Annotated in this window: 31 protein-coding genes; all 31 read left to right on the plus strand. The window is 64.0% G+C overall.

What is annotated here, in order from left to right:
- Nucleotides 1-54: 54 nt before the first annotated feature.
- The 31 genes from ACROUL_RS07675 (at nucleotide 55) to ACROUL_RS07825 (ending at nucleotide 26,438) form a co-directional block, all read left to right on the plus strand.
- Nucleotides 55-708, plus strand: coding sequence for an HAD-IA family hydrolase (locus tag ACROUL_RS07675; RefSeq protein ID WP_431298926.1), 654 nt, complete (start codon nucleotides 55-57; stop codon nucleotides 706-708).
- A gap of 119 nt (nucleotides 709-827) precedes the next feature.
- The gene (locus ACROUL_RS07680) at nucleotides 828-2,063 is read left to right on the plus strand and encodes a TCR/Tet family MFS transporter (RefSeq protein WP_431298927.1); all 1,236 of its coding nucleotides are present in this window, start codon (nucleotides 828-830) and stop codon (nucleotides 2,061-2,063) included.
- Nucleotides 2,060-3,307, plus strand: coding sequence for a DegT/DnrJ/EryC1/StrS family aminotransferase (locus ACROUL_RS07685; RefSeq protein WP_431298928.1), 1,248 nt, complete (start codon nucleotides 2,060-2,062; stop codon nucleotides 3,305-3,307). Before ACROUL_RS07680 ends, ACROUL_RS07685 begins: the two co-directional genes overlap by 4 nt.
- The gene (locus ACROUL_RS07690) at nucleotides 3,304-3,873 is read left to right on the plus strand and encodes a thermonuclease family protein (protein ID WP_431298929.1); all 570 of its coding nucleotides are present in this window, start codon (nucleotides 3,304-3,306) and stop codon (nucleotides 3,871-3,873) included. Before ACROUL_RS07685 ends, ACROUL_RS07690 begins: the two co-directional genes overlap by 4 nt.
- The gene (locus tag ACROUL_RS07695) at nucleotides 3,873-4,679 is read left to right on the plus strand and encodes an MBL fold metallo-hydrolase (protein WP_431301261.1); all 807 of its coding nucleotides are present in this window, start codon (nucleotides 3,873-3,875) and stop codon (nucleotides 4,677-4,679) included. Before ACROUL_RS07690 ends, ACROUL_RS07695 begins: the two co-directional genes overlap by 1 nt.
- A 303-nt stretch (nucleotides 4,680-4,982) precedes the next feature.
- Complete coding sequence (locus tag ACROUL_RS07700) at nucleotides 4,983-5,348, plus strand: NADH-quinone oxidoreductase subunit A (protein ID WP_305568179.1); 366 nt, start codon at nucleotides 4,983-4,985, stop codon at nucleotides 5,346-5,348.
- Nucleotides 5,348-5,872, plus strand: coding sequence for a NuoB/complex I 20 kDa subunit family protein (locus ACROUL_RS07705; protein ID WP_431301262.1), 525 nt, complete (start codon nucleotides 5,348-5,350; stop codon nucleotides 5,870-5,872). Before ACROUL_RS07700 ends, ACROUL_RS07705 begins: the two co-directional genes overlap by 1 nt.
- A gap of 9 nt (nucleotides 5,873-5,881) precedes the next feature.
- A complete protein-coding gene (locus ACROUL_RS07710; protein ID WP_431298930.1) occupies nucleotides 5,882-6,487 on the plus strand; it encodes an NADH-quinone oxidoreductase subunit C in 606 nt (201 codons plus the stop codon).
- On the plus strand, nucleotides 6,484-6,702 hold the full coding sequence (locus ACROUL_RS07715) for a hypothetical protein (RefSeq protein ID WP_431298931.1): 219 nt from the start codon (nucleotides 6,484-6,486) through the stop codon (nucleotides 6,700-6,702). The genes ACROUL_RS07710 and ACROUL_RS07715 overlap by 4 nt, the downstream gene beginning before the upstream one ends.
- The gene (locus ACROUL_RS07720) at nucleotides 6,699-7,937 is read left to right on the plus strand and encodes an NADH-quinone oxidoreductase subunit D (protein ID WP_431298932.1); all 1,239 of its coding nucleotides are present in this window, start codon (nucleotides 6,699-6,701) and stop codon (nucleotides 7,935-7,937) included. The genes ACROUL_RS07715 and ACROUL_RS07720 overlap by 4 nt, the downstream gene beginning before the upstream one ends.
- Nucleotides 7,937-8,095 (plus strand): hypothetical protein, encoded by a 159-nt coding sequence (locus ACROUL_RS07725; RefSeq protein WP_431298933.1) that lies wholly within the window; start codon nucleotides 7,937-7,939, stop codon nucleotides 8,093-8,095. Before ACROUL_RS07720 ends, ACROUL_RS07725 begins: the two co-directional genes overlap by 1 nt.
- 3 nt (nucleotides 8,096-8,098) lie before the next feature.
- Complete coding sequence (locus tag ACROUL_RS07730; RefSeq protein WP_431298934.1) at nucleotides 8,099-9,295, plus strand: NADH-quinone oxidoreductase subunit E; 1,197 nt, start codon at nucleotides 8,099-8,101, stop codon at nucleotides 9,293-9,295.
- 53 nt (nucleotides 9,296-9,348) lie between these two features.
- Nucleotides 9,349-9,996: an NADH:ubiquinone oxidoreductase gene (locus tag ACROUL_RS07735; protein WP_431298935.1), complete on the plus strand. Its 648-nt coding sequence runs from the start codon at nucleotides 9,349-9,351 to the stop codon at nucleotides 9,994-9,996.
- Nucleotides 9,997-10,004: 8 nt separating this feature from the next.
- Nucleotides 10,005-10,226 carry a DUF5337 domain-containing protein gene (locus tag ACROUL_RS07740; RefSeq protein ID WP_431298936.1) on the plus strand — a complete coding sequence of 74 codons (222 nt, stop codon included), beginning with the start codon at nucleotides 10,005-10,007 and terminating at the stop codon, nucleotides 10,224-10,226.
- A 12-nt stretch (nucleotides 10,227-10,238) separates the two neighbouring features.
- Nucleotides 10,239-11,534, plus strand: a complete 1,296-nt coding sequence (nuoF, locus tag ACROUL_RS07745; RefSeq protein WP_431298937.1) for an NADH-quinone oxidoreductase subunit NuoF — start codon at nucleotides 10,239-10,241, stop codon at nucleotides 11,532-11,534.
- Nucleotides 11,535-11,539: 5 nt separating this feature from the next.
- Nucleotides 11,540-11,776 carry a hypothetical protein gene (locus ACROUL_RS07750; RefSeq protein WP_431298938.1) on the plus strand — a complete coding sequence of 79 codons (237 nt, stop codon included), beginning with the start codon at nucleotides 11,540-11,542 and terminating at the stop codon, nucleotides 11,774-11,776.
- A 107-nt stretch (nucleotides 11,777-11,883) separates the two neighbouring features.
- Nucleotides 11,884-12,297, plus strand: a complete 414-nt coding sequence (locus ACROUL_RS07755; RefSeq protein ID WP_431298939.1) for a DUF5333 domain-containing protein — start codon at nucleotides 11,884-11,886, stop codon at nucleotides 12,295-12,297.
- A 139-nt stretch (nucleotides 12,298-12,436) separates the two neighbouring features.
- Complete coding sequence (locus ACROUL_RS07760) at nucleotides 12,437-12,616, plus strand: hypothetical protein (protein ID WP_431298940.1); 180 nt, start codon at nucleotides 12,437-12,439, stop codon at nucleotides 12,614-12,616.
- A complete protein-coding gene (gene nuoG, locus ACROUL_RS07765; RefSeq protein WP_431298941.1) occupies nucleotides 12,609-14,630 on the plus strand; it encodes an NADH-quinone oxidoreductase subunit NuoG in 2,022 nt (673 codons plus the stop codon). The genes ACROUL_RS07760 and nuoG overlap by 8 nt, the downstream gene beginning before the upstream one ends.
- A 5-nt stretch (nucleotides 14,631-14,635) precedes the next feature.
- Complete coding sequence (locus ACROUL_RS07770; RefSeq protein WP_431298942.1) at nucleotides 14,636-15,040, plus strand: hypothetical protein; 405 nt, start codon at nucleotides 14,636-14,638, stop codon at nucleotides 15,038-15,040.
- Between the two features lie 14 nt (nucleotides 15,041-15,054).
- The gene (nuoH, locus tag ACROUL_RS07775; protein WP_431298943.1) at nucleotides 15,055-16,092 is read left to right on the plus strand and encodes an NADH-quinone oxidoreductase subunit NuoH; all 1,038 of its coding nucleotides are present in this window, start codon (nucleotides 15,055-15,057) and stop codon (nucleotides 16,090-16,092) included.
- 2 nt (nucleotides 16,093-16,094) lie between these two features.
- Nucleotides 16,095-16,589 carry an NADH-quinone oxidoreductase subunit NuoI gene (nuoI, locus tag ACROUL_RS07780; RefSeq protein ID WP_305568165.1) on the plus strand — a complete coding sequence of 165 codons (495 nt, stop codon included), beginning with the start codon at nucleotides 16,095-16,097 and terminating at the stop codon, nucleotides 16,587-16,589.
- On the plus strand, nucleotides 16,589-17,011 hold the full coding sequence (locus ACROUL_RS07785) for a carboxymuconolactone decarboxylase family protein (RefSeq protein ID WP_431298944.1): 423 nt from the start codon (nucleotides 16,589-16,591) through the stop codon (nucleotides 17,009-17,011). Before nuoI ends, ACROUL_RS07785 begins: the two co-directional genes overlap by 1 nt.
- Nucleotides 17,008-17,616 carry an NADH-quinone oxidoreductase subunit J gene (locus ACROUL_RS07790; RefSeq protein WP_431298945.1) on the plus strand — a complete coding sequence of 203 codons (609 nt, stop codon included), beginning with the start codon at nucleotides 17,008-17,010 and terminating at the stop codon, nucleotides 17,614-17,616. The genes ACROUL_RS07785 and ACROUL_RS07790 overlap by 4 nt, the downstream gene beginning before the upstream one ends.
- Nucleotides 17,617-17,683: 67 nt before the next feature.
- The gene (gene nuoK / locus ACROUL_RS07795; RefSeq protein WP_305568162.1) at nucleotides 17,684-17,989 is read left to right on the plus strand and encodes an NADH-quinone oxidoreductase subunit NuoK; all 306 of its coding nucleotides are present in this window, start codon (nucleotides 17,684-17,686) and stop codon (nucleotides 17,987-17,989) included.
- Nucleotides 17,990-17,995: 6 nt separating this feature from the next.
- The gene (gene nuoL, locus ACROUL_RS07800) at nucleotides 17,996-20,170 is read left to right on the plus strand and encodes an NADH-quinone oxidoreductase subunit L (RefSeq protein WP_431298946.1); all 2,175 of its coding nucleotides are present in this window, start codon (nucleotides 17,996-17,998) and stop codon (nucleotides 20,168-20,170) included.
- A 12-nt stretch (nucleotides 20,171-20,182) separates the two neighbouring features.
- Nucleotides 20,183-21,721, plus strand: coding sequence for an NADH-quinone oxidoreductase subunit M (locus tag ACROUL_RS07805; RefSeq protein WP_431298947.1), 1,539 nt, complete (start codon nucleotides 20,183-20,185; stop codon nucleotides 21,719-21,721).
- A 10-nt stretch (nucleotides 21,722-21,731) separates the two neighbouring features.
- A complete protein-coding gene (gene nuoN / locus ACROUL_RS07810) occupies nucleotides 21,732-23,168 on the plus strand; it encodes an NADH-quinone oxidoreductase subunit NuoN (RefSeq protein WP_431298948.1) in 1,437 nt (478 codons plus the stop codon).
- A complete protein-coding gene (locus tag ACROUL_RS07815) occupies nucleotides 23,158-23,901 on the plus strand; it encodes a biotin--[acetyl-CoA-carboxylase] ligase (protein ID WP_431298949.1) in 744 nt (247 codons plus the stop codon). Before nuoN ends, ACROUL_RS07815 begins: the two co-directional genes overlap by 11 nt.
- A gap of 90 nt (nucleotides 23,902-23,991) precedes the next feature.
- Nucleotides 23,992-24,765 (plus strand): type III pantothenate kinase, encoded by a 774-nt coding sequence (locus ACROUL_RS07820; protein ID WP_431298950.1) that lies wholly within the window; start codon nucleotides 23,992-23,994, stop codon nucleotides 24,763-24,765.
- Nucleotides 24,762-26,438 carry a ribonuclease J gene (locus ACROUL_RS07825; RefSeq protein WP_431298951.1) on the plus strand — a complete coding sequence of 559 codons (1,677 nt, stop codon included), beginning with the start codon at nucleotides 24,762-24,764 and terminating at the stop codon, nucleotides 26,436-26,438. The genes ACROUL_RS07820 and ACROUL_RS07825 overlap by 4 nt, the downstream gene beginning before the upstream one ends.
- The last annotated feature ends 56 nt before the right edge of the window (nucleotides 26,439-26,494 follow it).

The following is a 26,494-nucleotide window of genomic DNA, read 5'->3' on the forward strand; positions in this document are numbered from 1 at the left end:
CCCTTGCGCGGGGTGGCAAGGGGCCAAACCTCACGCCATGTTACAGGAAGCCTGATGCGCTGTATCGTCTTTGATCTTGACGGAACTTTGGCGGACACCTCGGCCGACCTTCTGGCGGCGGCGAATGCCTGTTTTCCGGGCGGCGCGGTGTTGGGGCCGGGCGATGCGCTGACGGCGTTTCATGGCGGGCGGGCGATGCTGCGGCTGGGCTACGAGCGGTTGGGGCAGGCGTGGACTGAGAGCGACGTGGACAGGGATTATCCGGTGCTGCTGGAAGCTTACCGGCAGGCGATTGCGGTCCATACCACGCTTTACCCCGGTGCGATGGACGCGGTGGAGGCGTTGAAGCGCGAGGGCTATGCGGTGTCGATCTGCACCAACAAGCCGGCCGCGCTGGCCGAGGAACTGCTGCGCCGGTTGGGTATTCGCGATGCCTTTGGGGCGATGATCGGGGCCGATACGCTGGCGACGCGCAAGCCCGATGCGGCGCCTTACGTGGCGGCGGTGGAGCGGGCGGGGGGCGTGGTGGCACGCTCGATGCTGGTCGGGGATACCGAGACCGACCGCAAGACCGGGCTGGCGGTGGGGGTTCCGGTGGCTTTGGTGACGTTCGGGCCGGAGGGCGCTGGCGTGGCGCGGCTGGCACCGGAGGCGTTGCTCGACCATTTCGATCAGTTGGTCGGGATTGCCGGGCGGCTGGTGCGATAGCGGCTGGCGGCGGACTGGAGGGTTTCACACCCTCCAGACCACCCGTGGGATATTTGGCGAAGGGGAAGCGGGCAGGGGTGGTTTGACACCGGATAGCGGGGTGCCTAGGGTCGCGCGTCATGACCGAAGCCTCTGCCCCCGTTCAGGTGTCGCGCCATGCGATCACCTTCGTGCTGATCACCGTGTTTCTGGACATGGTGGGGTTCGGGCTGATCATGCCGGTGCTTCCCGCGCTGATCGAGGAGGTGGGCCGGATGGATCTGGCCGACGCGGCCTATGTCGGCGGCTGGATGTTCGCGGCGTTTTCGATTGCGCAGTTTGCGTTCAGCCCTTTGGTGGGCAACCTGAGCGACCGGTTCGGGCGGCGGCCCTTGCTGTTGCTGGCGATCTTCGGGCTGGGGGCGGATTACCTGTTTTCGGCGCTGGCCCCGACGATATTCTGGCTGTTCGTGGGGCGGGTGATCGCGGGGGTGTGCGGGTCGTCCTATGTGATTGCCAACGCCTATATCGCGGATGTGACGGCGCCGGAGGACCGGGCGAAGGCATTCGGGCTGGTGGGTGCTGCGTTCGGGGTGGGGTTCATTCTGGGGCCGGCGATCGGTGGGCTGTTGGGAGAGTTCGGGTCGCGGGTGCCGTTCTTCGTGGCGGCGGGGATTTCGGTGCTGAACCTTGTCTACGGCTGGTTCGTGCTGCCCGAGACGCTGCCGCCGGAAAAGCGCCGCGCGTTCGAGTGGCGGCGGGCCAATCCGTTCGGCGCGTTCCGGGTGTTTCAAAGCTATGGGCAGGTGTTGCCGCTGTGTGCGGTGCTGTTTGTGTATTTCTTTGCCACGGCGGTTTATCCGGCGATCTGGCCGTTCTGGGGGATGGCGAAGTTCGGCTGGTCGGAGGCTATGGTCGGGCTGACACTTGCGGCCTTCGGGTTGGTGATGGCGCTGTTTCAGGGGCTTGGCACCGGGCCGGCGGTGGCGCGGTGGGGCGAGTGGCGGGTGTGTCTGGCGGGGCTGGTGATCGCTGCGGTGGTGGCGCTGGGCTACGGGCTGGCGGGGTCGCTGTCGGTGGTTCTGGTGCTTATGGTGGTGCACGGCCCGGAGGGGTTCGTGCATCCGATGCTGGTTGCCATGATGTCGAAAGAGGTGCCTGAGGATGCGCAGGGCGAGTTGCAGGGCGGGATCTCGGCCTTGATGAATGTGGCGATGCTGTTTGGCACGGTGGTATTCAGCCAGATCTTCGGGCGGTTCATGCAGCCAGATGCCGCGTTCCGGTCGCCCGATGTGGGGTATTATGTGGCGGGCGTGGTGCTGGTGGCGGCGGTTTTGATGTTTCTGGCGCTGACGCGCCGACCTGAGAGGCGATGATGGAACGGTTTGACGGCAGTTTTACCCAGCAGGAACCGATCCCCGAGGCGGGGATCGCGGCGGCGCTGGAGGTAATGCGGCACGGGCGGCTGCATCGTTACAACGTGGCGCCCGGCGAAGTGGCGGAGACGGCGCTATTGGAGGAGGAGTTCGCGGCCTTTACCGGCGCGCGCTATTGCCTTGCCATCGCGTCGGGCGGGGCGGCGATGGCGACCGCGCTGCGCGCCTTGCAGGTAAACCCGGGCGAGCCGGTGCTTTCGAACGCATTTACTCTTGCGCCGGTGCCGGGGGCGATTGCCAGCATCGGGGCGCGGCCGGTGTTCGTGGAGGTGACGGAGGACCTGACGATCGACCTTGCGCATCTGGAGGCGCAGGCGAAGGCCACGGGCGCGCGGGTGCTGCTTTTGAGCCACATGCGGGGGCATGTGGGTGACATGGACGCTCTGATAGCACTGTGCGATCGGCTTGGTGTGCGGGTGGTGGAGGATTGCGCGCATACGATGGGGGCGACGTGGCGCGGTGTGGCGTCGGGGCGGCATGGCGCGGTGGGGTGCTATTCGACGCAGACCTACAAGCACATCAATTCGGGCGAGGGCGGATTTCTGGTGACGGACGACCCTGACCTTGCGGCGCGTGCGGTGCTGCTGTCGGGGTCCTACATGCTTTACGGGCGGCACCGGGCGGCGCCGGGACCGGAGGTGTTCGAGCGTCTGCGGCTTGATGTGCCGAATATCTCGAGCCGGATGGACAACCTGCGCGCGGCGATTCTGCGGCCGCAGGTGGCCATGCTGGCCGAGCGGCGGGCGCGGTGGCGGGAGCTTTACCGGGCGATGGAGGCGGGTTTGGCCGAAACGCCGGGTCTGCGGCTGATCGCGCGGCCGGAATGGGAGGATTACGTCGGGTCGTCGTTCCAGTTCCTGCTGCCGGGGTGGGAGCCTGCGCGGGTTGCGGGCTTTGTCGCACGGGCGGCGGCGCGGGGGGTGGAGTTGAAGTGGTTCGGCGCGGCGGACCCGGTGGCCTTCACCAGCCGCTATGCGCATTGGCGCTATGCCGACCCCGTGCCGTTGCCGCAGACCGACCGGGTTCTGGCAGGGCTGATCGACATGCGGCTGCCACTGACCTTTTCCACCGATGACGTGGAGGTGATCACGCGGATCATAAGGGCCGAGGTGCTGTCGGCTGCCCAAAGCGAGATCGGGCAAGGCGAGGTCGCGGAGGCGGTGGCGGTGCCGCTGGCCGATTGAGCCGGCGCGGTTCGGTCACGCCGTTCAGCCGGGACTATCGCCGCCCGCCGCGCTGGGGAATGGGGCTGCCGCCGAACCGGCCTTCGCGCTGGCGGCGGATGCTGCGGCGGGTATTGGACCCCGTGTTCTATCTGAAACTGGTGATGCTGGCTGCCGGTCTTGGGCTGGTGGTGCTGCCTTACGGCACTGACGCTTTGAATGCGGCGCTGAAACCGGTGGCCTCGACCGACGGGACTTGCCGGGTTCTGGTGGTGCTTGACGGCGATACGGTGAAGCTTGTCTGCCCCGGCATTGGCGTTGAAACCGCGCGACTGATGGGGTTCGACGCGCCCGAGAAATACTCGCCCCGCTGCGCGTCAGAGCTGGTGGCGGCGGAGAAGGCGACATGGGGCCTGCGGGGGATGATCTTCAAGGCAAAGTCGCTGGAGGTGGATCGGGACGGGACCGACCGTTATGGCCGCGCGCTGGTGCGGTTGCGGCTGGACGGGGTGGATGTTGCGCGGGCGATGATCCGGGCGGGGCATGGGCGCGCCTATTCCGGCGGGCCGAGGGGAGGGTGGTGCTGATGCGGGTTGTGCGGATGGGGCAACTGTCGGTCGAGGTGGAACTGGGCGACCTGACGGTGATCGCGCTGTCGGATGGTGAGACGGGGATGCCGGTCACGCATCTGCGCGGGCCCGATGGCGCGCCTTTGGCCGACCTTTCAGGTGCGGATGTGGTGGCAGGCAAGCTGCGACTTCCGGTCTGGGCATTTCTTGTGCGCGGGCCGGAGGGCAGTCTGTTGATCGACAGCGGGGCGGCGGACGCGTGGCATCCGGTGCTGGGGCGGCTGGGCGAGGCGATGCGCGAGGCGGGCGTCGCGGCCGCAGAGGTGACGGCGGTGGCGCTGACGCATACCCACATCGACCATCTGTCCGGGCTGGTGGCGCGCGACGGCGGGCTGGCGTTTGCGCACGCCGACCGGGTGTTCGTGGCGACCGAGGAATTGGGCGACTTCCGCGCCGAGCCGCGCATGGCGCCTGTCTTGGCGCGGCTGATGCCGCTGGAACAGGGCGATGCGCCGATGCGGGGTGTCGTGGCGATCAACGCGCCGGGACATTCGCCGGGGCACATGGCGTTTCTGGTGGACGGGCGGATGCTGATCTGGGGCGACATCGTGCACCACGCGGCCGTGCAGTTCGCGGCGCCCGAGGTGACTTGGGTCTATGACAGCGATCAGGCGCTGGCGCGGGCCAGTCGGCTGGCGCTGATGCAGCGGGCGGTGGAGGAGGGGTTCATCGTTGCGGGGGCGCATCTGCCGCATCCGGCGATCGGGCGGATCGAGCGGGCGGGCGAGGGATACGCGTTCAAGCAGGTTCAGGGCGGGGCCTGAGGCCGGAGTTCCAGCCGCCGCGCAGCGGGCGGTGGTCGAGCCTTTGGCGGGAGTATTTTTGAAAAGAGCAAGCTGATGGGCCGGTCTTGCCGCTGGAGGTGCAAGGCTTTGGGCACAAAGACTGTTGCGGGCCGCAGGACGCGCGGGAGGCTGAAGCCCAAGGTGCCGATGCCGCAGCGCCGCACCGGTGTTTTTAGGGCTGCGTTCGGTTGACCCCGGGCTGGGGGCGGAGTAAACGGGCGCAAGAGATCAAGCAGGCCGACACGTGCCTGCAAGCTCGTCGCCAGCATCAAGGAGCCCCTCGTGGACCTGCTTCTCCGAGAGTATCTTCCCATACTTGTTCTCATGGGCGTGGCCACGGGCCTTGGCCTTGTCCTGATCCTAGCCGCCGCCGTGCTGGCGGTGCGCAATCCGGACCCCGAAAAGGTCAGCGCCTACGAATGCGGATTCAACGCCTTTGACGATGCGCGGATGAAGTTCGACGTGCGGTTCTACCTTGTGTCGATCCTGTTCATCATCTTTGACCTTGAGGTCGCGTTCCTGTTCCCGTGGGCTGTGGCCTTTGGCGAGATCAGCATGGCGGCGTTCTGGTCGATGATGCTGTTTCTGGGCGTGCTGACCGTGGGCTTTGCCTACGAATGGAAGAAAGGGGCGCTGGAATGGGAGTGATGCCGGGGGCCAACACGGCCGGGGGCGACAACGAAGTTGCCACCCAGTCCCTGAACCGCGAGTTGCAGGACAAGGGCTTTCTGCTCACCTCGACCGAGGATCTGATCAACTGGGCGCGCACAGGCAGCTTGCACTGGATGACCTTTGGTCTGGCCTGCTGCGCGGTCGAGATGATGCACACCTCGATGCCGCGCTATGACGCGGAACGCTTTGGCGTGGCGCCGCGCGCGTCCCCGCGCCAGTCGGACGTGATGATTGTTGCGGGCACCTTGACCAACAAGATGGCCCCGGCCTTGCGCAAGGTTTACGACCAGATGCCCGAACCCCGCTATGTGATCAGCATGGGGTCCTGCGCCAATGGCGGGGGGTATTACCACTACTCCTACAGCGTGGTGCGCGGTTGCGACCGGATCGTGCCGGTCGACATCTACGTTCCCGGCTGCCCGCCCACGGCCGAAGCGCTGCTTTATGGCATCTTGCAGTTGCAGCGGAAGATCCGTCGCACCGGCACCATTACCCGTTGAGGACCGCACATGTCTGAAGCCCTGACAGAGCTTGGAGCGATCATCGCGCTGAAGCGGCCCGATGCGGTGCTGGCGTCGGACGTGACGCATGGCGAGCTGACGCTGACCGTGGCGCTGCAATATCTGGAAGGGCTGGTGGAGTTCCTGCGCGACGATGCGTCGTGCCGCTTCACCTCGCTGGTTGACATCACGGCGATTGATTACCCGGACCGCGCGGCGCGGTTCGACGTGGTCTACCACTTTCTGAGCATGTACCAGAACCACCGTATCCGGCTGAAGGTTGCGGTGCGGGCCGAGGACATGGTGCCGTCGATCCACACGCTTCACCCGTCGGCCAACTGGTTCGAGCGGGAAGTGTTCGACATGTTCGGCATACTGTTCAGCGGCCACCCGGACCTGCGCCGGATCCTGACGGACTACGGCTTTCGCGGGCATCCGCTGCGCAAGGACTTTCCGACCACCGGCTATACCGAGGTGCGCTATGACGAGGCGCAGAAGCGCGTCGTATATGAGCCGGTCAAGCTGGTGCAGGAATATCGGCAGTTCGATTTCATGAGCCCATGGGAAGGGGCTGAATATATCCTTCCCGGTGATCAGAAGGCGGGTGCGAAATGATGGACTTTGACGCGCGCTGGGGCTGGAGTGCGATGCACGGTGGCGGCAGCCTGATCTGGATGTTGATCGCCGCCGTGGTGATCGTGGTGCCGTTCTGGCGGCTGCTGCCGAAGTTCGGGATTCCGAGCTGGGTAGCGTTGATTGCCGTGTTCCCGCTGGCGGCCGTGGTGCTGCTGTGGGCAATGGCGTTCAAGGACAAGGGCGGGCAGGCATGATGGACGGCGATATTCGCACCAACACCTACGACGACGGGTCGACCGACTTTCAGACCGGCGAACAGAAGATCCGCAACTTCAACCTGAACTTCGGCCCGCAACACCCAGCCGCGCATGGCGTGCTGCGGCTGGTGCTGGAGCTGGACGGCGAGATCGTCGAACGCTGCGATCCGCATATCGGGCTTTTGCACCGCGGCACCGAAAAGCTGATGGAAAGCCGGACCTATCTGCAGAACCTGCCCTATTTCGACCGGCTGGATTACGTCGCGCCGATGAACCAGGAACATGCCTGGTGTCTGGCAATCGAAAAGCTGACCGGGGTGGAGGTGCCGCGCCGGGCCAGTCTGATCCGGGTGCTGTATTCCGAAATCGGCCGCGTGCTGAACCATCTTTTGAACGTGACCACGCAGGCGATGGACGTGGGCGCGCTGACCCCGCCGCTGTGGGGTTTCGAGGAACGCGAACAGCTGATGGTGTTTTATGAGCGCGCGTCCGGCTCGCGGCTGCATGCGGCGTATTTCCGCCCCGGCGGCGTGCATGTCGACCTGCCTGACCAGCTTTTGGAAGATATCGACGCCTGGGCCGTGCAGTTCCCGCGCGTGCTGGACGATATCGACGGGCTGCTGACCGAAAACCGGATCTTCAAGCAGCGCAACGTCGATATCGGCGTGGTGACGGAAAAGGACATCCAGGACTGGGGCTTTTCCGGCGTGATGGTGCGCGGGTCGGGCCTGGCCTGGGATTTGCGCCGCGCGCAGCCCTATGAGTGCTACGACGAGTTCGAGTTTCAGATCCCCGTCGGCACCAATGGCGACTGTTATGACCGCTATCTGTGCCGGATGCAGGAAATGCGCGAGTCGACCAGCATCATCCGGCAGGCGATTGCCAAGCTGCGGGTGGAAAAGGGCGACGTGCTGGCGCGGGGCAAGATTACGCCGCCGAAACGGGCCGAGATGAAGACCTCGATGGAAGCGTTGATCCATCACTTCAAGCTTTACACCGAAGGCTTCCACGTTCCGGCGGGCGAGATCTATGCCGCGGTCGAGGCGCCGAAGGGTGAGTTCGGCGTCTATCTGATCGCCGACGGCACCAACAAACCCTACCGCGCCAAGATCCGCGCGCCGGGCTTCCTGCATCTGCAGGCGATGGACTACATCTGCAAGGGGCACCAATTGGCAGACGTGTCGGCCATCATCGGCACGATGGATGTCGTGTTCGGGGAGATCGACCGGTGATGCCGGACGTGACGATCAACCTCTGGACGGTGATCCTTGGGGCGGCCTCGGGGCTTGCCGCCGTGTTTGGTGCCCGGAAGGGCAATCCGTTCGTCATGGGTGCCGTCTTTGGCGCTGTCACCGCTGTAATCCTGACTGTTGCCAAGGGATTTATCTGAACCATGTTGCGCCGCCTTCACAAAGACCAACCGGCCTCCTTCGCCTTCACTCCGGCGAACCTTGCGTGGGCCAAGGGGCAGATTTCCAAGTATCCCGAGGGTCGTCAGGCATCGGCGATCATCCCGCTTCTGTGGCGCGCGCAGGAGCAGGAGGGGTGGCTGAGCCGCCCTGCCATCGAACACGTCGCCTCGATGCTGGGGTTGGCCTATATCCGGGCGCTGGAAGTGGCGACCTTCTACTTCATGTTCCAGCTGCAACCGGTCGGTTCGGTGGCGCATATCCAGATTTGCGGCACCACATCCTGCATGATCTGCGGGGCGGAAGATCTGGTTGCGGTGTGCAAGGAGCTGATCGCCAAGCAGCCCCACGCGCTGTCGGCGGACGGCAAGTTTTCGTGGGAAGAGGTCGAGTGTCTGGGGGCCTGCGCCAATGCGCCGATGGCCCAGATCGGCAAGGATTACTACGAGGATCTGACGCCGGAAAAGCTGCGCGAATTGATCGGGCGGTTCTCGAACGGTGAGGTGCCGGTGCCGGGGTCGCAGATCGGACGCTATGCCGCGGAGCCTGCAAGCGGGCTGACCTCGCTGACCGAGTTCGAAAGCGGGCGGCGGCAGTATAACGCCAGTGTGCAGGCGGCGGTTGATCTGGGCGATACCGTGAAGCGGATCGACGGGACCGAAGTGCCGCTGACGACGCCGTGGCTGGGCAAGCCCGCTGCGGTGAAGCCCGCCAAGGGCGTGCCGGTGGAGCCGAAGCCGGGGAAAAGCGAGCGCGCCGACGCGACCGGCAGCACCGTTCAGGAGGCGGCCGCCCGGTCGAAGGGCAAGCCTGTGACCGACGGAAACGCGCCGAACGCGACGCCTCTGGCGACGCCCGAGGCAAAGGCGATGCCAACCGACGTGGCGGCGGGGCCGGCGACCCGGCCGCAAGCGCTGGTTTCGGCACGCGGCGGCAAGCCTGATGACTTGAAGCTGATCGTGGGCATCGGGCCGAAGCTGGAGAAACTGTGCCACCAGCTGGGGTTCTACCACTTTGACCAGATCGCCAACTGGACCTCGGAAGAGATCGCTTGGGTCGACAGCAATCTTGAAGGGTTCAAGGGCCGCGTCACCCGCGACAAGTGGGTGGTGCAGGCGAAGATACTTGCAGCGGGCGGCACTGTCGCCGAAGCGGAGGCCGCAGCACGACGGACGGAGTGAGGGACGGGGTGCCACGCCACAACGGCGGGCCGATCAACGGGAGCGACAAGGGAATGCGCAAGGCAGAGAATATGAATGCCCCTTGGCTGGGCGGTTGGGTTCTTGGGGCGGCGGCGGGTCTGGTGGCCTTCGGCGTCCTTGTGATCGTCGGCAAGTTCGACCTTTTCCCGGCCGGTGCGCTGGCGGTCGTGGTTGCGGCGGCGGCGGGTCTGGTGCTTGGGATGCCTTGGGGCGCGCAGGGGCCGGCACTTCCCGTCACCCCGCTGAAAGCCGCCGCAAAGCCGGCGGCCAGTGCCGAACCGGTTGCCGCTGCGGCCACCCCGGCAGCCTTTGTCGCGGTTCCCGAAGCCGCACCTGCACCTGCCGCAAAGCCTGCGGCCAAGGCAGCCGCAAAGCCGAAGGCCGCCAAGGCCAAGGCTGACGGTCCGGAACGGCTGACCGCACCCCGCAAGGGCCGCGCCGACGACCTGAAGGAAATCGAGGGCATTGGCCCGGCGATGGAAAAACTGGTGAACGAACTGGGCTTTTACCACTTTGACCAGATCGCTGGTTGGTCGGATGCGGACGTGGCCTGGGTCGACGCCAACATGAAGACTTTCAAGGGCCGCATCGTCCGCGACAAGTGGGTGGCGCAGGCGAAGATTATCGTCAACGAGGGTCTTGAGGCGTTCCGTGAACGCGCCAAGACCAACAATTACTAAGGACGGCCATGCAGCGCCCCGACCCAGTCGAGATGAAGCGGGCGGCGCAGACGCGCCTCGTTGCCTTTGTCATCGCAGGGACGATGATCCTGTGGATGGGGGCGCAGTGGCTGGGCGGCAGGTTGGGATGGGAGACGCGCTTTGTCTTCCTGTTCGACTTTGCCGCCATAGCTGCCTTCGTCTGGGCGATGGTGGTGACGTATCAGATCTGGCGGGGACGCCAGAGGTAGGAAGGCTACGAGATGCTGAAAGATCAGGACCGCATTTTCACCAACCTTTACGGGATGCATGACCGCTCTCTGAAGGGTGCGATGAAGCGCGGGCATTGGAATGGCACCGCCGAGATCATCCAGCGCGGCCGCGACACCCTGATCGAACAGGTCAAGGCGTCGGGTCTGCGCGGGCGGGGCGGGGCTGGTTTTCCGACCGGGTTGAAGTGGTCGTTCATGCCCAAGCAATCGGACGGGCGGCCGAGCTATCTGGTGATCAACGCCGACGAATCCGAACCGGGCACCTGCAAGGACCGGGAAATCATGCGGCACGATCCGCACACCCTGATCGAAGGCGCGCTGATCGCGGCCTTCGCGATGGGGGCGAATGCCTGTTATATCTATATCCGCGGCGAATACATCCGCGAACGCGAGGCGCTGCAGACCGCGATCGACGAATGCTATGATGCGGGACTGATCGGCAAGAACGCCGCGAAGTCGGGTTGGGATTTCGACTGCTACCTGCACCACGGCGCGGGCGCCTACATTTGCGGCGAGGAAACCGCGCTTCTGGAAAGCCTTGAGGGCAAGAAGGGGATGCCGCGGATGAAGCCGCCGTTCCCGGCGGGGTCGGGCCTTTACGGCTGCCCGACAACGGTGAACAACGTGGAATCCATCGCTGTTGTCCCGACCATCCTGCGCCGAGGCGCGGAGTGGTTTGCGGGCTTTGGCCGCCCGAACAACACCGGCACCAAGCTTTTTGGCATCTCGGGCCATGTGAACAATCCTTGCGTGGTCGAAGAGGCGATGTCGATCCCGCTGAAGGAACTGCTGGAGCGCCATTGCGGCGGCGTTCGCGGCGGGTGGAAGAACATCAAGGCTGTCATTCCGGGCGGGTCGTCGGTGCCCTTGTTGACGCAGACGCAATGCGACGACGCGATCATGGATTTCGACTGGCTGCGCGAGCAGCGGTCGGGCCTTGGCACGGCGGCGGTGATCGTGATGGACCAGTCGACCGACGTGATCAAGGCGATCTGGCGGTTGTCGAAGTTCTACAAGCACGAGTCCTGCGGCCAGTGCACGCCCTGCCGCGAAGGCACCGGCTGGATGATGCGGGTGATGGACCGCCTTGTGCGTGGCGAGGCAGAGGTCGAGGAGATCGACATGCTGATCTCGGTCACCAAGCAGGTCGAGGGTCACACGATCTGTGCGCTTGGCGACGCGGCGGCCTGGCCGATCCAAGGGCTAGTGCGGGCGTTCCGCGAAGAAATCGAAGACCGGATCAAGGCCCGCAAGACCGGCCGCATGGGCGCGATGGCGGCGGAGTGATGCGGATGGCGGCTGCCCTTTCCCTGACGGTTGCGACGGCCTGCGTGCCGGTGGCCCAAAAGGCCGCCGCCCCTGCCGCGCTACGGGTCACGAACGGCGGCCAGCCCTTTGCGATGTGGGACGGCGCGCCCGCCCGCAAGGTGGCCGAGGCGGAATGTGCGGCGCGGGGCCAGATGCTGCGCACCTCGATCTACGACCGGTTCGAGGCAGGAGCTTGGGTGTTCGTCGAGGGCTGCGTATGACATATCACGCGCGCCTTGGTCACAACCCGCTGATCCGCCCGGTTTGTCATGGCATATCAAGGGGGTTTTCCCCCATCTCTGCGGCAGTCATCGCCAAGGAGGCCAAGATGAAACGCCCGTTGAACACACTGACGATTGCATTTGCTGCACTTATGCTTGCGGCCCCGGCCCATGCGCTTGAACCGCTGCCTCAGGAAACATTCATCAACGACAGCCTGCGCGCGGGCCGGATCGGTGACGTGATCCGCAAGACCTGCCCGACTATCCATGCGCGGATGTTCGTGGTGCTGGGCAAGATCGAGGGTTTGAAGACCTACGCGCTGAACAAGGGGTATGCACGCGCCGACATCGAGGCGTTCATCCGCAGCGACACTGAAAAGGCCCGTCTCAAGGCCGAGGCGGCAGAGTACCTGAAGGCCGCCGGCGCGGTCGAGGGGCAGCCCGAGACCTATTGCGCGGTGGGCGAGGCCGAGATCGCGAAAGGCTCGTTGATCGGCGAATTGCTGAGGTCGTCGAAATGACGAAAGCCGCCATGCAGCGTCAGGGGCTTCGGGTGTGCCGTGCGGCGCAACCCCCTTTGTCGCGTGGCGTGGCGTTGTTCGGGTCTGCGCAGCGGCGGGGCACCATCCGCTGCGCATCCAACGTGGGGGAGTGACGGGCATGTGCTATGGCAGTCTCGACCCGAAATACCAGATGCGCGACATCGAGGCGCGCGTGAAACACCTGTCGTTTGAACAGGATACGACGAAACAGGCAGCCTCCGCTGCACCGGCAGGGCTGATCGCCCGGCTGCGTGACGCGGTAAGCGGGCTGCTGCGGAAGGACCGGGCGCATGTCTAACTTGAAGAAGATCAGCATCGACGGCATCGAGGTCGAGGTGGATGGCGCGATGACCATCATCCAGGCGGCCGAGGTTGCCGGGGTGGAGATCCCGCGTTTTTGCTATCATGAGCGCCTGACCATCGCGGGCAACTGCCGCATGTGTCTGGTCGAGGTGGTGGGAGGCCCGCCGAAACCTGCGGCAAGCTGTGCGATGCAGGTCAAGGATCTGCGCCCCGGCCCGAACGGCGAGGCGCCGCTGGTCAAGACGAAATCCCCGATGGTCAAGAAGGCCCGCGAAGGGGTGATGGAGTTCCTGCTGATCAACCATCCGCTTGACTGCCCGATCTGCGATCAGGGCGGCGAGTGCGACCTGCAGGATCAGGCGATGGCCTACGGCGTGGATTTCAGCCGCTACCGCGAGCCGAAACGGGCGTCCGAGGACCTGAACCTTGGCCCCTTGGTCGACACCCACATGACGCGCTGCATTTCCTGCACGCGCTGCGTGCGGTTCACCTCGGAAGTGGCCGGGATCACCCAGATGGGCCAGACCGGGCGGGGCGAGGATGCCGAGATCACCAGCTATCTGAACATGACGCTGGACAGCAACCTGCAAGGCAACATCATCGACCTTTGCCCGGTGGGTGCGCTGACGTCGAAGCCCTATGCCTTCACCGCCCGCCCGTGGGAGTTGACCAAGACCGAGACAATCGACGTGATGGACGCGCTTGGGTCGAACATCCGGGTCGATACCAAGGGCCGCGAAGTGATGCGCATCCTGCCGCGCAACCATGACGGCGTGAACGAAGAGTGGATCAGCGACAAGACCCGCTTTGTCTGGGACGGGCTGCGCCGCCAGCGGCTGGACACCCCCTACATCCGCGAAAACGGGAAACTGCGGAAGGCGGGTTGGGGCGAGGCGCTAGCCGCCGCGACGGCCGCGATGAAGGGCAAACGTGTTGCCGCATTGGTCGGTGATCTGGTGCCGGTCGAGGCTGCGTTCAGCCTGAAGCAGCTGATCGGCAGCATCGGTGGCCGCATCGAATGCCGCACCGACAACGCCAAGCTGCCGATCGGCAACCGTTCGGGCTATGTCGGCACCGCGACGATCGAGGATATCGACAGCGCGAAGATGATCCAGTTGATCGGCACCAATCCGCGGGTCGAGGCTCCGGTCCTGAACGCGCGCATCCGCAAGGCGTGGAGCCTTGGCGCGACCGTGGGTCTGGTGGGCGAGGCGGTCGATCTGACGTTCGATTATGTCCATGTCGGCACCGACCGCGCGGCGCTGGAAAAGCTGTCGTCGCAGACGATCAGCGACGAGACGAAGGCGAAGCCCTCCATCATCATCGTGGGCCAGGGCGCCATCACCGAAGCTGACGGCGAGGCGGTGCTGGCCCATGCGATGCGGCTGGCGGAAAACACGAACTCCAAGCTTTTGATCCTGCACACCGCCGCTTCGCGCGTCGGGGCGATGGATGTGGGGGCCGCAACCGAAGGCGGGCTTGCCGCCGCGACCGAAGGGGCCGAGGTGATCTACAACCTTGGTGCCGATGAGGTGGTAATCGCCGAAGGGCCGTTCGTGATTTATCAGGGCAGCCACGGTGACCGGGGTGCGTCTCGCGCTGACATCATCCTGCCGGGTGCGGCGTGGACCGAGGAGAACGGGCTTTTCGTCAACACCGAAGGTCGCCCGCAACTGGCGTTCCGCGCCGGGTTTGCACCGGGTGAGGCGAAGGAAAATTGGGCGATCCTGCGGGCGCTGTCGGCCGAACTGGGCGCGACCCTGCCGTGGGACAGCCTTGCCGCGCTGCGCCGCGCGCTGGTGGCGGCGCATCCGCATCTGGGTGCCGTCGATCAGGTGCCGCGCAACGCCGGGGCCGCGCTGCCGGTGAAGGCGATGGGCAAGGCCGATTTCCGCAACGTCATCAAGGATTTCTACCTGACCAACCCGATCGCGCGTGCGTCGTCGGTGATGGCGGAACTTTCGGCGATGGCGAAGGCCCGCGCAACCCCTGCGATGGCGGCGGAGTAGGGCGCTTGGTCCACCCCATCACCCTTGCTGCAACGCTCACCACCGCCACGGCGGCCTTGGGGGCTTGCACGCAATCGGCGGAGGTGACAGACGGACGCGGCCAGCAGGAATACGGTGGCGTACAGACGATCCTTCTGGATGACGGGCTGGTCAGCTTCAACCTGGCGATGACCGGCGCCGAAGACAGGGCGGATATCGAGGCCTATGGCCGCTGTGCGGCGGCGCAATACGCGCTGGACAAGGGATACGGGTTCGCACGCCACGTGCGCACCATCGTGAAGAAGGACGGACGGACCTGGTACGGAGATGCGGTCTACATGATCTCCGCCACCTTGCCCGAGGGCCTGCGCACCATCGACGCCGAAGTGACGGCGGCGGAGTGCACAGAGCTTGGAATACCGACGGTTTGAAGTGAGGGGCTGACATGGACGGGTTTCTTTCCACGGGGTTCGGAACGGCGGTGCTGATCGCGGCACAAAGCCTTCTGATCGTTGCCTTCGTGATGATCAGCCTTCTGTTCCTCGTCTACGGCGACCGGAAAATCTGGGCCGCCGTGCAGCTGCGCAAGGGCCCGAACGTGGTGGGGGCTTTTGGCCTGCTTCAATCGGTGGCAGATGCGCTGAAGTATGTGGTCAAGGAAATCGTGGTGCCGGCAGGGGCCGACCGCCCGGTGTTCTTTTTGGCGCCGATGCTGTCTTTCGTGCTGGCGATCCTGGCCTGGGCGGTGATCCCGTTCGATGACGGTTGGGTTCTGGCCAACATCAACGTGGCGATCCTGTTCGTCTTTGCCGTGTCGAGCCTTGAGGTTTACGGCGTGATCATGGGCGGCTGGGCCTCGAACTCCAAGTACCCGTTCCTTGGGTCGTTGCGGTCGGCGGCGCAGATGATTTCCTACGAGGTTTCGCTGGGCCTGATCATCATCGGCATCATCATCTCGACAGGGGGGATGAACTTTTCGGCCATCGTGGCGGCGCAGGATGGCGACTACGGTCTGTTCAACTGGTATTGGCTGCCGCACTTTCCGATGGTTTTCCTGTTCTTCATCAGCGCGCTGGCTGAAACCAACCGCCCGCCCTTCGACCTGCCGGAAGCGGAATCGGAACTGGTGGCCGGGTTTATGGTGGAATACTCCTCTACCCCGTATCTGCTGTTCATGGCCGGCGAATACATCGCGATCTTCCTGATGTGCGCGCTGATGTCCTTGCTGTTCTTCGGCGGCTGGCTTTCGCCCATTCCCGGGCTGGCCGATGGCTGGTGGTGGATGGTTGGGAAGATGTGGCTGTTCTTCTTCATGTTCGCCATGGTGAAGGCGATCGTGCCCCGCTACCGCTATGACCAGTTGATGCGGATCGGCTGGAAGGTATTCCTGCCCCTGTCGCTGGGCTGGGTCGTGCTGGTGGCGTTCCTTGCGAAATTCGAAGTGTTCGGCGGCTTTTGGGCCCGCTGGGCGATTGGAGGCTGAAGATGAGCAACATCGACTGGAACCGCGCAACCCGCTATTTCCTTCTGATGGATTTCATCAAGGGCTTCGGCCTTGGCATGAAATACTTCTTCAAGCCGAAGACCACGCTGAACTACCCGCATGAAAAGGGCCCGCTGTCGCCGCGGTTCCGGGGCGAACACGCCTTGCGCCGCTACCCCAACGGCGAGGAACGCTGCATCGCGTGCAAACTTTGCGAGGCGATCTGCCCGGCGCAGGCCATCACTATCGACGCCGAACCGCGCGAGGACGGCAGCCGCCGCACCACGCGCTATGACATCGACATGACCAAGTGCATCTACTGCGGCTTCTGCCAAGAGGCGTGCCCGGTCGACGCCATCGTCGAAGGCCCGAACTTCGAGTTTTCGACCGAGACCCGCGAGGAGCTTTTGTACAACAAGGACAAGCTTCTGGCGAACGGCGAACGCTGGGAAGGCGAGATCGCCCGCAACCTTGAACTCGACGCGCCGTACCGCTGATGACCGACGATTTCGCCAAGATGTTCGCCGCGATGATGGAGCAGGGCCAGAAGATGGCCAAGGCGTTCGCGCCGGCGATGGAAAACGTCGATGTGAAGGCGTGGGAAAAGATGTTCCCGGCGATGCCGAAGGAAATCCTGGAGATGTGGTTCGGCAAGACCTTCAATCCCGAGGGGCTTGATGCGCGGACCCGGTTTCTGGTGACGATTGCCGCGCAGACCGTGCTTGGCCCGATTGGCGAGCCGCAGTTGCGCATGACGATCAAGAACGGGCTGGCTGCGGGGGCAACGAAGCGCGAGGTTGCCGAGGTGATCTGGCAGATGAGCATGTTCGGCGGCGTCCCAGCGATGCAGAAGGCGCTGGAGATCGCGCAACAGGTCTTTGCCGAGACCGCCGACGACACCGGGGAGAAAGACGCATGACCGTCGTTGATTTTGCCTTCTACATGTTTGCCATCGTCACCGTCTCCGCTGGACTGATGGTCACGATCAGCCGCAACCCGGTGCATTCGGTGCTGTGGCTGATCCTGGCGTTCCTGTCGACCTCGGGGCTCTTCGTGCTGTTGGGCGCGGAATTCGTCGCGATGCTGCTGGTTATCGTCTACGTCGGCGCGGTGGCGGTGCTGTTCCTGTTCGTCGTGATGATGCTGGATATCGACTTTGCCGAATTGAAGGGCGAATTGGCGCGCTACATGCCGTTGGGTCTGTTGATCGGCGTCGTTCTGTTGATGCAGATCGCCATTGGTGTGGGCGTGTGGGATGCCGCTGAAGGGTCCGAGGGTTTGCGTCAGGCCGTCACCCCGACCGAGGTCGAGAATACCCGCGCCTTGGGTATGCTGATCTATGATCGCTACTTCCTGCTGTTCCAGCTTGCCGGGCTGATCTTGCTGGTCGCGATGATCGGGGCGATCCTGCTGACCCTGCGCCACCGCCGCGACATCAAGCGCCAGAACGTGCTGCAGCAGATGTGGCGCGACCCGGCCAAGGCGATGGAGTTGAAGGACGTGAAACCGGGGCAGGGGCTTTAAGCCCACCCCGCGCCCCCAAGGGGGCAAGACAGAAGACAACGGGCAATAGACCCGGAGGGAACGTGAGATGGTTGGACTTGAACATTACCTGACGGTGGCGGCGGCGTTGTTCGTCATCGGCATCTTCGGGATCTTCCTCAACCGGAAGAACGTGATCGTCATCCTGATGTCGATCGAGTTGATGCTGCTGGCGGTAAACATCAACCTCGTCGCCTTCTCGTCCTTCGCGGGCGATCTGGTCGGGCAGATCTTCACCATGTTCGTCCTGACCGTCGCTGCCGCCGAAGCGGCCATCGGCCTTGCCATCCTCGTCGTGTTCTTCCGCAACCGCGGCACGATCGACGTGGAAGACGTCAACGTGATGAAAGGCTGACCCAAGATGGCAACGATCATTCTTTTTGCGCCGCTGATCGGCGCGCTGATCTGCGGCTTTGGCTGGCGCATTATCGGTGAGCGGGCCGGGCAAGTCATTGCGACCGCGCTGTTGTTTCTGGCGGCCGCGCTGTCATGGGTCATCTTCCTGACCTTCGACGGCGAGACGCAGCAGATCGTGCTGATGCGCTGGATCGAAAGCGGCAGCCTTGCGACCGAATGGGCGATCCGCCTCGACCGCTTGACTGCGATCATGCTGGTGGTGGTGACCTCGGTCTCGGCCCTCGTTCACCTCTATTCCTTCGGCTACATGGCGCACGATGAAAACTGGGCGGATGACGAGCCGTACCGGGCGCGCTTCTTTGCCTACCTGTCGTTCTTCACCTTCGCCATGCTGATGCTGGTGACGTCGGACAACCTGGTGCAGATGTTTTTCGGCTGGGAAGGCGTGGGCGTCGCGTCCTATCTGCTGATCGGGTTTTACTACCGCAAGCCAAGCGCCAACGCCGCCGCGATCAAGGCATTCGTCGTCAACCGTGTCGGCGACTTTGGCTTTGCGCTTGGTATCTTTGCGCTGTTCTACCTGACGGACTCGATCCGCTTTGACGACGTCTTTGCCGCTGCCCCGGCGCTGGCGGAAACCAACCTGACCTTCCTGTGGGGTGAATGGAACGCGGCCAACCTTGTGGGCGTGCTGCTTTTCATCGGCGCGATGGGAAAATCGGCGCAGTTGTTCCTGCACACCTGGTTGCCAGACGCGATGGAAGGCCCGACCCCGGTGTCGGCGCTGATCCATGCGGCCACGATGGTGACGGCGGGCGTGTTCCTCGTCTGCCGCATGTCACCGGTCTATGAGTATGCGCCTCAGGCGACCGCCTTTATCACCGTGCTTGGCGCGACCACGGCCTTTGTCGCGGCGACGATCGGTCTGGTGCAGAACGATATCAAGCGCGTGATCGCGTATTCCACCATGTCGCAGCTTGGCTACATGTTCGTGGCGGCGGGGGTGGGCGTCTATTCAGTGGCGATGTTCCACCTGTTCACGCACGCCTTCTTCAAGGCAATGCTGTTCCTTGGCGCAGGCTCGGTGATCACTGCGACGCACCACGAACAGGACATGCGCAACTATGGTGGCCTGCGGAAGAAGATCCCTCTGACCTTTGCCGCGATGCTGATCGGCACGCTGGCGATCACCGGGGTGGGCATTCCCCTGACGCATATCGGTTTCGCCGGGTTCCTGTCGAAAGACGCGGTCATCGAAAGCGCCTGGGTCGGGTCAGGCTATGCCTTCTGGCTGTTGGTGATTGCTGCGGCGATGACCAGTTTCTATTCCTGGCGGCTGATGTTCCTGACATTCTACGGCGAAAGTCGGGCAGGCGGCCACGGACATGGTCAGGGCCATGACGCGCACGGCCACGACGACCACGCCCATGAGCCGCACGAAAGCCCGCTGACGATGCTGGTGCCTTTGGGGGTGCTGGCGGTCGGGTCGGTGTTTGCCGGCATGGTCTGGTACAACGTGTTCTTCGGTGAAGAAGACAAGATGCGCGACTGGTTCGGCATGGAAGCCGCTCAGCACGAGGCTGGGGCCGGCGAGGAAGCCCACGCCACCGAAGGCGAAGCCGCCGTTGCCACCGAAGGCGAGGCTGCGGTTGGGACCGAGGGCGAGGCAGCCGTAGCGATCGAGGGCGAGGCCGTGGAAACCCACACCGCCGTTGCCGGCGCAGCGCCGCAGGGTGCCATCTACATGGCGGTCGACAATACCGTGATCCATCAGGCGCATGAGGCACCGAAGTGGGTGAAGGTTTCGCCCTTCATTGCGATGGTGCTTGGTTTCGCGCTGGCTTGGCTGTTCTACATCAAGAACCCGAGCCTGCCGGGCCGTCTGGCCGCGCAACAGCGCCCGCTCTACCTGTTCCTTCTGAACAAGTGGTACTTCGACGAGGCCTATGATTTCCTTATCGTCCGTCCGGCCCGCTGGCTTGGCAGCTTTTTGTGGAAGCGCGGCGACGGAGATGTGATCGACGGCTCGATCAACGGGGTGGCCTTGGGGATCGTTCCCTTCTTCACCCGTCTCGCCGGAAGGGCCCAGTCCGGCTACCTCTTCCACTATGCATTTGCGATGGTTCTGGGGATTGTTGCCCTGGTTACCTGGATGACGCTGTTCGGCGGCGCGAAGTAAGGGGCGCGCACCATGGAAAACCAGCTTCTCTCGATCATCACCTTCCTGCCGCTTGTCGCGGCGATCATCATGGCGCTGTTCCTGCGCGGCGATGATGCGGCTGCACAGCGCGGCGCCAAGTGGCTTGCTTTGTTCACCACGTCGGCGACGTTCCTGATCTCGCTGTTCGTGCTGTTGCGCTTCGATCCGTCGAACACCGGGTTCCAGTTCGTCGAGGAACGCGCCTGGATCATGGGGCTCAGCTACCGGATGGGGGTGGATGGCATCTCGATCCTGTTCGTGATGCTGACGACGTTCCTGATGCCGATCACCATCTTGTCGTGCTGGAACGTGGAAACGCGGGTAAAGGAATACATGATCGCGTTCCTTGTGCTTGAAACGCTGATGCTTGGCGTGTTCTGCGCGCTGGATCTGGTGCTGTTCTACCTGTTCTTCGAGGCGGGTCTGATCCCAATGTTCCTGATCATCGGCATCTGGGGCGGCAAGGACCGGATCTACGCGGCCTTCAAGTTCTTCCTTTATACCTTCCTCGGCTCGGTCCTGATGCTGGTCGCGATGATCGCGATGTATCTGGATGCCGGCACGACGGATATCGTGAAGCTTCTGGCGCATGACTTCGGGTCTGAAACGTTCTCGATTCTCGGCATTCCGGTCGTGGGCGGCTTGCAGACGATGCTGTTCCTCGCCTTCTTCGCCTCGTTTGCGGTGAAGATGCCGATGTGGCCGGTGCACACCTGGCTACCCGATGCGCACGTTCAGGCACCAACCGCTGGTTCGGTCGTGCTGGCCGCGATCCTGTTGAAGATGGGCGGCTACGGCTTCCTGCGGTTCTCGATTCCGATGTTCCCGGTGGGCTCGGATGTGCTTGGCCCGCTGGTCCTGTGGATGTCTGCCATCGCGATCGTCTACACGTCGCTCGTGGCGCTGGCGCAGACCGACATGAAGAAGCTGATCGCCTATTCGTCGGTCGCCCACATGGGCTACGTCACAATGGGCATCTTCGCGGTCAACCAGCAGGGCGTCGACGGCGCGATCTTCCAGATGCTGTCGCACGGCTTCATCTCGGGCGCCTTGTTCCTTTGCGTCGGCGTGATCTACGACCGGATGCACACCCGCGAGATCGAGGCTTACGGCGGCCTTGTGAACCGGATGCCCGCCTATGCGCTGGTGTTCATGTTCTTCACGATGGCCAACGTCGGCCTTCCCGGCACCTCGGGGTTCGTCGGTGAATTCCTGACGCTGATGGGCATCTTCCAGGTGAACACCTGGGTCGCCGCCGTGGCGACCTCGGGCGTGATCCTGTCGGCGGCCTATGCGCTGTGGCTTTACCGCCGCGTCGTGTTCGGCGCGCTGGTGAAAGAGGCGCTGAAAACCATCACCGACATGGACCGCCGCGAAAAGCTGATCTTCGCGCCGCTGATTGCGATGACCCTGATCCTTGGCATCTACCCCAGCCTCGTGACCGACATCATCGGGCCGAGCGTTGCGGCCCTTGTCTCCGACTACCACGCTGCCCTGCCCGATGTGGCCGGGCAGGTGGCCCTGAATTGAGGTTCCGGCCATGATGCCCGCAGATTTCACCACCATCCTGCCCGAGATCGTGCTGGCTGGTTACGCCATGGCGGCCCTGCTGGTCGGCGTCTACACGACGAAGGACAAACTGGCGCCGACGCTGGTCTGGACCACTGCCGGGCTGTTCCTGCTCTTGGCACTTTACATCGGCACCAATGGCGCGGGCGAACGCACCGCGTTCAACGGCATGTTCATCGACGACCCCTTCGCGCGCTTTGCCAAGGTGACGATCCTGATTTCGGCCGCCGCCGTGCTTGTGATGAGCATGGATTACATGCAGCGCCGCGACCTTCTGCGGTTTGAGTTTCCGATCCTCGTCACTCTCGCCATTATCGGCATGATGGTGATGGTGTCGGCTGGCGACCTGATGTCGCTTTACATGGGCCTCGAACTGCAATCGCTGGCGCTTTACGTCGTGGCCGCGATGCGCCGCGACAGCGCTAAGTCGTCGGAAGCCGGCCTGAAATACTTCGTCCTTGGTGCCCTCTCTTCGGGCCTGCTCCTCTACGGCGCTTCGCTGGTTTATGGCTACGCTGGCACCACCCAGTTCGCGGGCATTTTGTCCACGGTGCAGGACGGCGTGCCCTTGGGCCTTCTATTCGGCCTTGTGTTCATGCTGTCGGGCCTTGCCTTCAAGGTGTCGGCCGCGCCCTTCCACATGTGGACGCCCGATGTCTACGAAGGCTCGCCTACTCCTGTGACCGCCTTCTTCGCAACCGCACCGAAGGTGGCAGCGATGGCGCTGATCGCCCGTCTGGTGCATGACGCCTTCGGCGGAGTGCCCGACCAGTGGGGGCAGGTGATCGCGGCACTTTCGGTGGCCTCGATGTTCCTTGGCGCTGTCGCAGCGATCGGTCAGCGCGACATCAAGCGCCTGATGGCCTATTCCTCCATCGCCCACATGGGCTTTGCGCTGATGGGCCTTGCGGTCGGCACCGCCGGCGGCGTGCAGGCGATGCTGATTTACATGGCGATCTACGTCACCATGAACGTCGGCGCCTTCGCCTTCATCCTGTCGCTGGAACGTGACGGCCGTCCGGTCAGCGACATCGCCAGCCTCAACTCCTTTGCCAAGAAGGAGCCGCTGCGTGCTTTGGCGATGCTGGTCCTGCTGTTCAGCCTTGCAGGCGTTCCGCCCATGCTGGGCTTCATCGGAAAGTTCTACGTCCTGAAGGCGGCGGTTGATGGCGGCATGGTCTGGCTTGCCGTGGCCGGTGCCATTGCCTCGGTGATCGGTGCGTTCTATTACTTGCGCATCGTCTACTTCATGTATTTCGGCGCCGAGACGGAACCCGCCGACAGCCGCATGGCCCCGGTGCAATGGGCGATGCTGGTCGCCGTGGCGGTCATCATGCTGGCGGGGATGATCAACCTCTTCGGGATCGAACCGGTGGCCGCGCTCGCGGCGGAAGCGCTTGTCCGCTGAGGCAGCAGACGGGGCAGGGCGCATCGCCCTCCCCGAAATCGACAGCACCAATGCCGAGGGTTTCCGGCGCGGTGGTGGGCCCGTGTGGATCACCGCCGGGCTGCAAACCGCCGGTCGCGGTCGCCGCGCCCGGCCTTGGGTCAGCCCGCGCGGCAACTTCCACGGCACGCTGGTCCTGCACCCGGCCGAGCCGCCGGAAACCGTGGCGCTGCGCTCGTTCGTTGCCGCCCTTGCCTTGCGTGACGCGCTGGTGGCGGTTACCGGCCTGCCCGATGCCTTCGCGCTCAAATGGCCGAATGATGTGCTTTTGAACGGTGGCAAAGTCGCGGGGATCTTGCTGGAAAGCCAGTCCTTGGGCACGCCCGACGCCACGCTCTGCATCGGGATCGGCGTCAACCTGATCGCAGCCCCGGACGCCAGCCTCGTCGAACCGGGCGCGCTGGCTCCCGTGTCGCTGTTGCAAGACACCGGCAAGCGCGTGACACCCGAGGCTTTCCTCGACGCCCTCGCCCCTACCTATGCGACATGGGAAACTACTTTCGCCACCCAGGGCTTCGCCCCGATCCGCGCCGCATGGCTGGCCCACGCCGCCCGCTTGGGTGAGGCGATCAAGGCCCGCACCGGCGTCACCACCCGCACCGGCATCTTCGAAACCATCGACGCCACCGGCAACCTCATCCTGCGCACCCCGTCCGTCACGCTTGCCATCCCCGCTGCCGAGGTGTTCTTCTGACCGCTCCGGTCTTCCTCTCGGCCAAGATATCCCACGGGGGTCCGGGGGTGTGAAACCCCCGACTCCGATGCTCCAACAGGACCAACGCCCATGCTTCTGGCCATCGATTGCGGCAACACCAACACTGTGTTCTCCATCTGGAACGGGGCGAAGTTCATTGCCACCTGGCGCATCGCCACCGACCACAAGCGCACCGCGGACGAATACTTCGTATGGCTTTCCTCGCTGATGATGCTGACCAAGACCGAGGCCACGGTGACCGGGGCGATCGTCTCCTCCACCGTGCCGCGCGTAGTGTTCAACCTGCGCGTTCTTTGCGACCGCTACTTCGGCTGCCGGCCGCTTGTCGTCGGCAAGCCCGACTGCAAGCTTCCCGTGCCCCCGCGCGTCGATCAGGGCACGACAGTCGGCCCCGACCGGCTGGTGAACACCGTTGGCGCGCATGACCGGCATGGCGGTGATCTGATCGTCGTCGATTTCGGCACCGCCACCACCTTCGACGTGGTGGACCACGACGGCGCCTATGTCGGCGGCGTCATCGCGCCCGGCGTCAACCTGTCGCTGGAAGCCTTGCACATGGCCGCCGCCGCGCTGCCCCACATCGACGTCGCCCGGCCCGACAAGGTGATCGGCACGAATACGGTGGCCTGCATGCAGTCCGGCGTGTATTGGGGCTATATCGGGCTGGTCGAAGGCGTGGTGCGCAACGTGCGCCGTGAACGCGACAGGCCCATGAAAGTCATTGCAACAGGCGGCCTTGCCTCCCTGTTCGCGCAAGGAACCGAACTATTTCATTCGATCGAGGATGACCTGACAATGCACGGGTTGGTCCTGATCAACGAATTCAACAAGGAAACCATATGAGCACCAACCGGCTGATCTACCTTCCCCTCGGCGGCGCCGGGGAGATCGGCATGAACTGCTATGTCTACGGCTACGGACCCGCTGGCCGCGAACGCCTGATCCTCGTCGACCTTGGCGTCGCGTTCCCCGACATGGACGGCTCGCCGGGTGTCGACCTGATCATGGCCGACGTGTCGTGGCTGGAAGCCCGTCTTGACCGGCTTGAGGCGATCTTCATCACCCATGCCCACGAAGACCACATCGGCGCGCTTGGCATCCTGTGGCCCAAGCTGCAGAAGAAGGTCTATTGCCGCCGCTTTACCGCCACCATCGGCAAGCTGAAGTTCGAAGAGGCGGGGCTGCCGATCGACCAGATCATCACCGTCGAGCCACGTCCCGGCACGGTCGAGGTGGGGCCGTTCAAGGTGCAGTTCGTGCCCGTGAGCCATTCCATCCCGGAATCCTCGGCGCTGGTGATCGACACGCCCGCAGGCCGCATCCTGCATTCCGGCGATTTCAAGATCGACCACAAGCCAGTGGTGGGCGAGGCCTGGGATGACAGCCGCTTTACCGAAATCGTTGCGGAACGCCCGGTCAAGGCGCTGATGTGCGATTCCACCAACGTGTTCTCCACGCACGAAGGACGATCCGAAAGCACGCTTGGCCCGGCGCTGACCGAGCTGATCAAATCCGCCACCGGCATCGTTGCCGCCACCACCTTCGGCTCCAACGTCGCTCGCCTGAAAACGCTGGCCGAAGCCGCCCGCGCCGCCGACCGCACCGTCTGTGTGCTTGGCCGGTCGATGAAGCGGATGATCTCGGCCTCGGAAGAGGCGGGCGTGCTGAGCAATTTCCCTCGAACCGTCAGTCCGGAAGAGGCGCTGGACGTGCCGCGCCGCAACCTGATGCTGCTGGTCACCGGCAGCCAGGGCGAGCGCCGCGCGGCATCCGCGCAGCTTAGCCGTGGCAAGTATCTGGGGATCGAGATGAAGGAAGGCGACACCTTCCTCTTTTCATCGAAAACCATTCCGGGCAACGAACGTGACGTGGGCCGGATCTGGAACGCGTTTTCCGAAATCGGCGTCAACGTGATCGACGACCAGGGCGGCAAGTACCACGTCTCGGGCCACGCGAACCGGCCCGATCTGGAACATGTCCACCGCCTTGTTCTGCCCGACATGCTGATCCCGATGCACGGCGAACATCGGCATTTGCGCGAACACGCCCGCATCGCCACCGAAGCCGGAATTGCCGCCGAGGTTGCGTCGAACGGCATGATGATCGACCTGACCGGCGATGTGCCGGAGGTGGCCGAATACATCGAGACCGGGAGGCTTTACCTTGATGGGACGGCGCTTATCGGGTCGATGGACGGGGTGGTGCGCGACCGCATCCGCATGGCGCTGAACGGTCACGCGCTGGTCACTGTCATCCTGGACGAAAACGACGAGCCGATGGGCGAGCCTTGGGTCGAGGTGATGGGCCTGCCCGCCACCGGTCTTGGCGGCCGCCCGCTGAACGAGACGATGGAAGGCGACCTTGCCGACTTCCTTGACAAGGCTGGACGAAAGCTTTTGCGCGACGACGACAAGCTGGAAGAGGCGATCCGACGGATCGTGCGTCAGGTGTCGATGGAAGAGATCGGCAAGAAGCCGGAAACGACCGTGGTGGTCAGCCGCCTCGTCGCCGAGTAGGCGCACTGCCACCGAAAGCAAAAGGCCCCGCAGATTGCGGGGCCTTTGTTGTTTCG

This window comes from Tabrizicola sp. BL-A-41-H6, from assembly GCF_050632395.1.
GTDB lineage: Bacteria > Pseudomonadota > Alphaproteobacteria > Rhodobacterales > Rhodobacteraceae > JAUYQR01.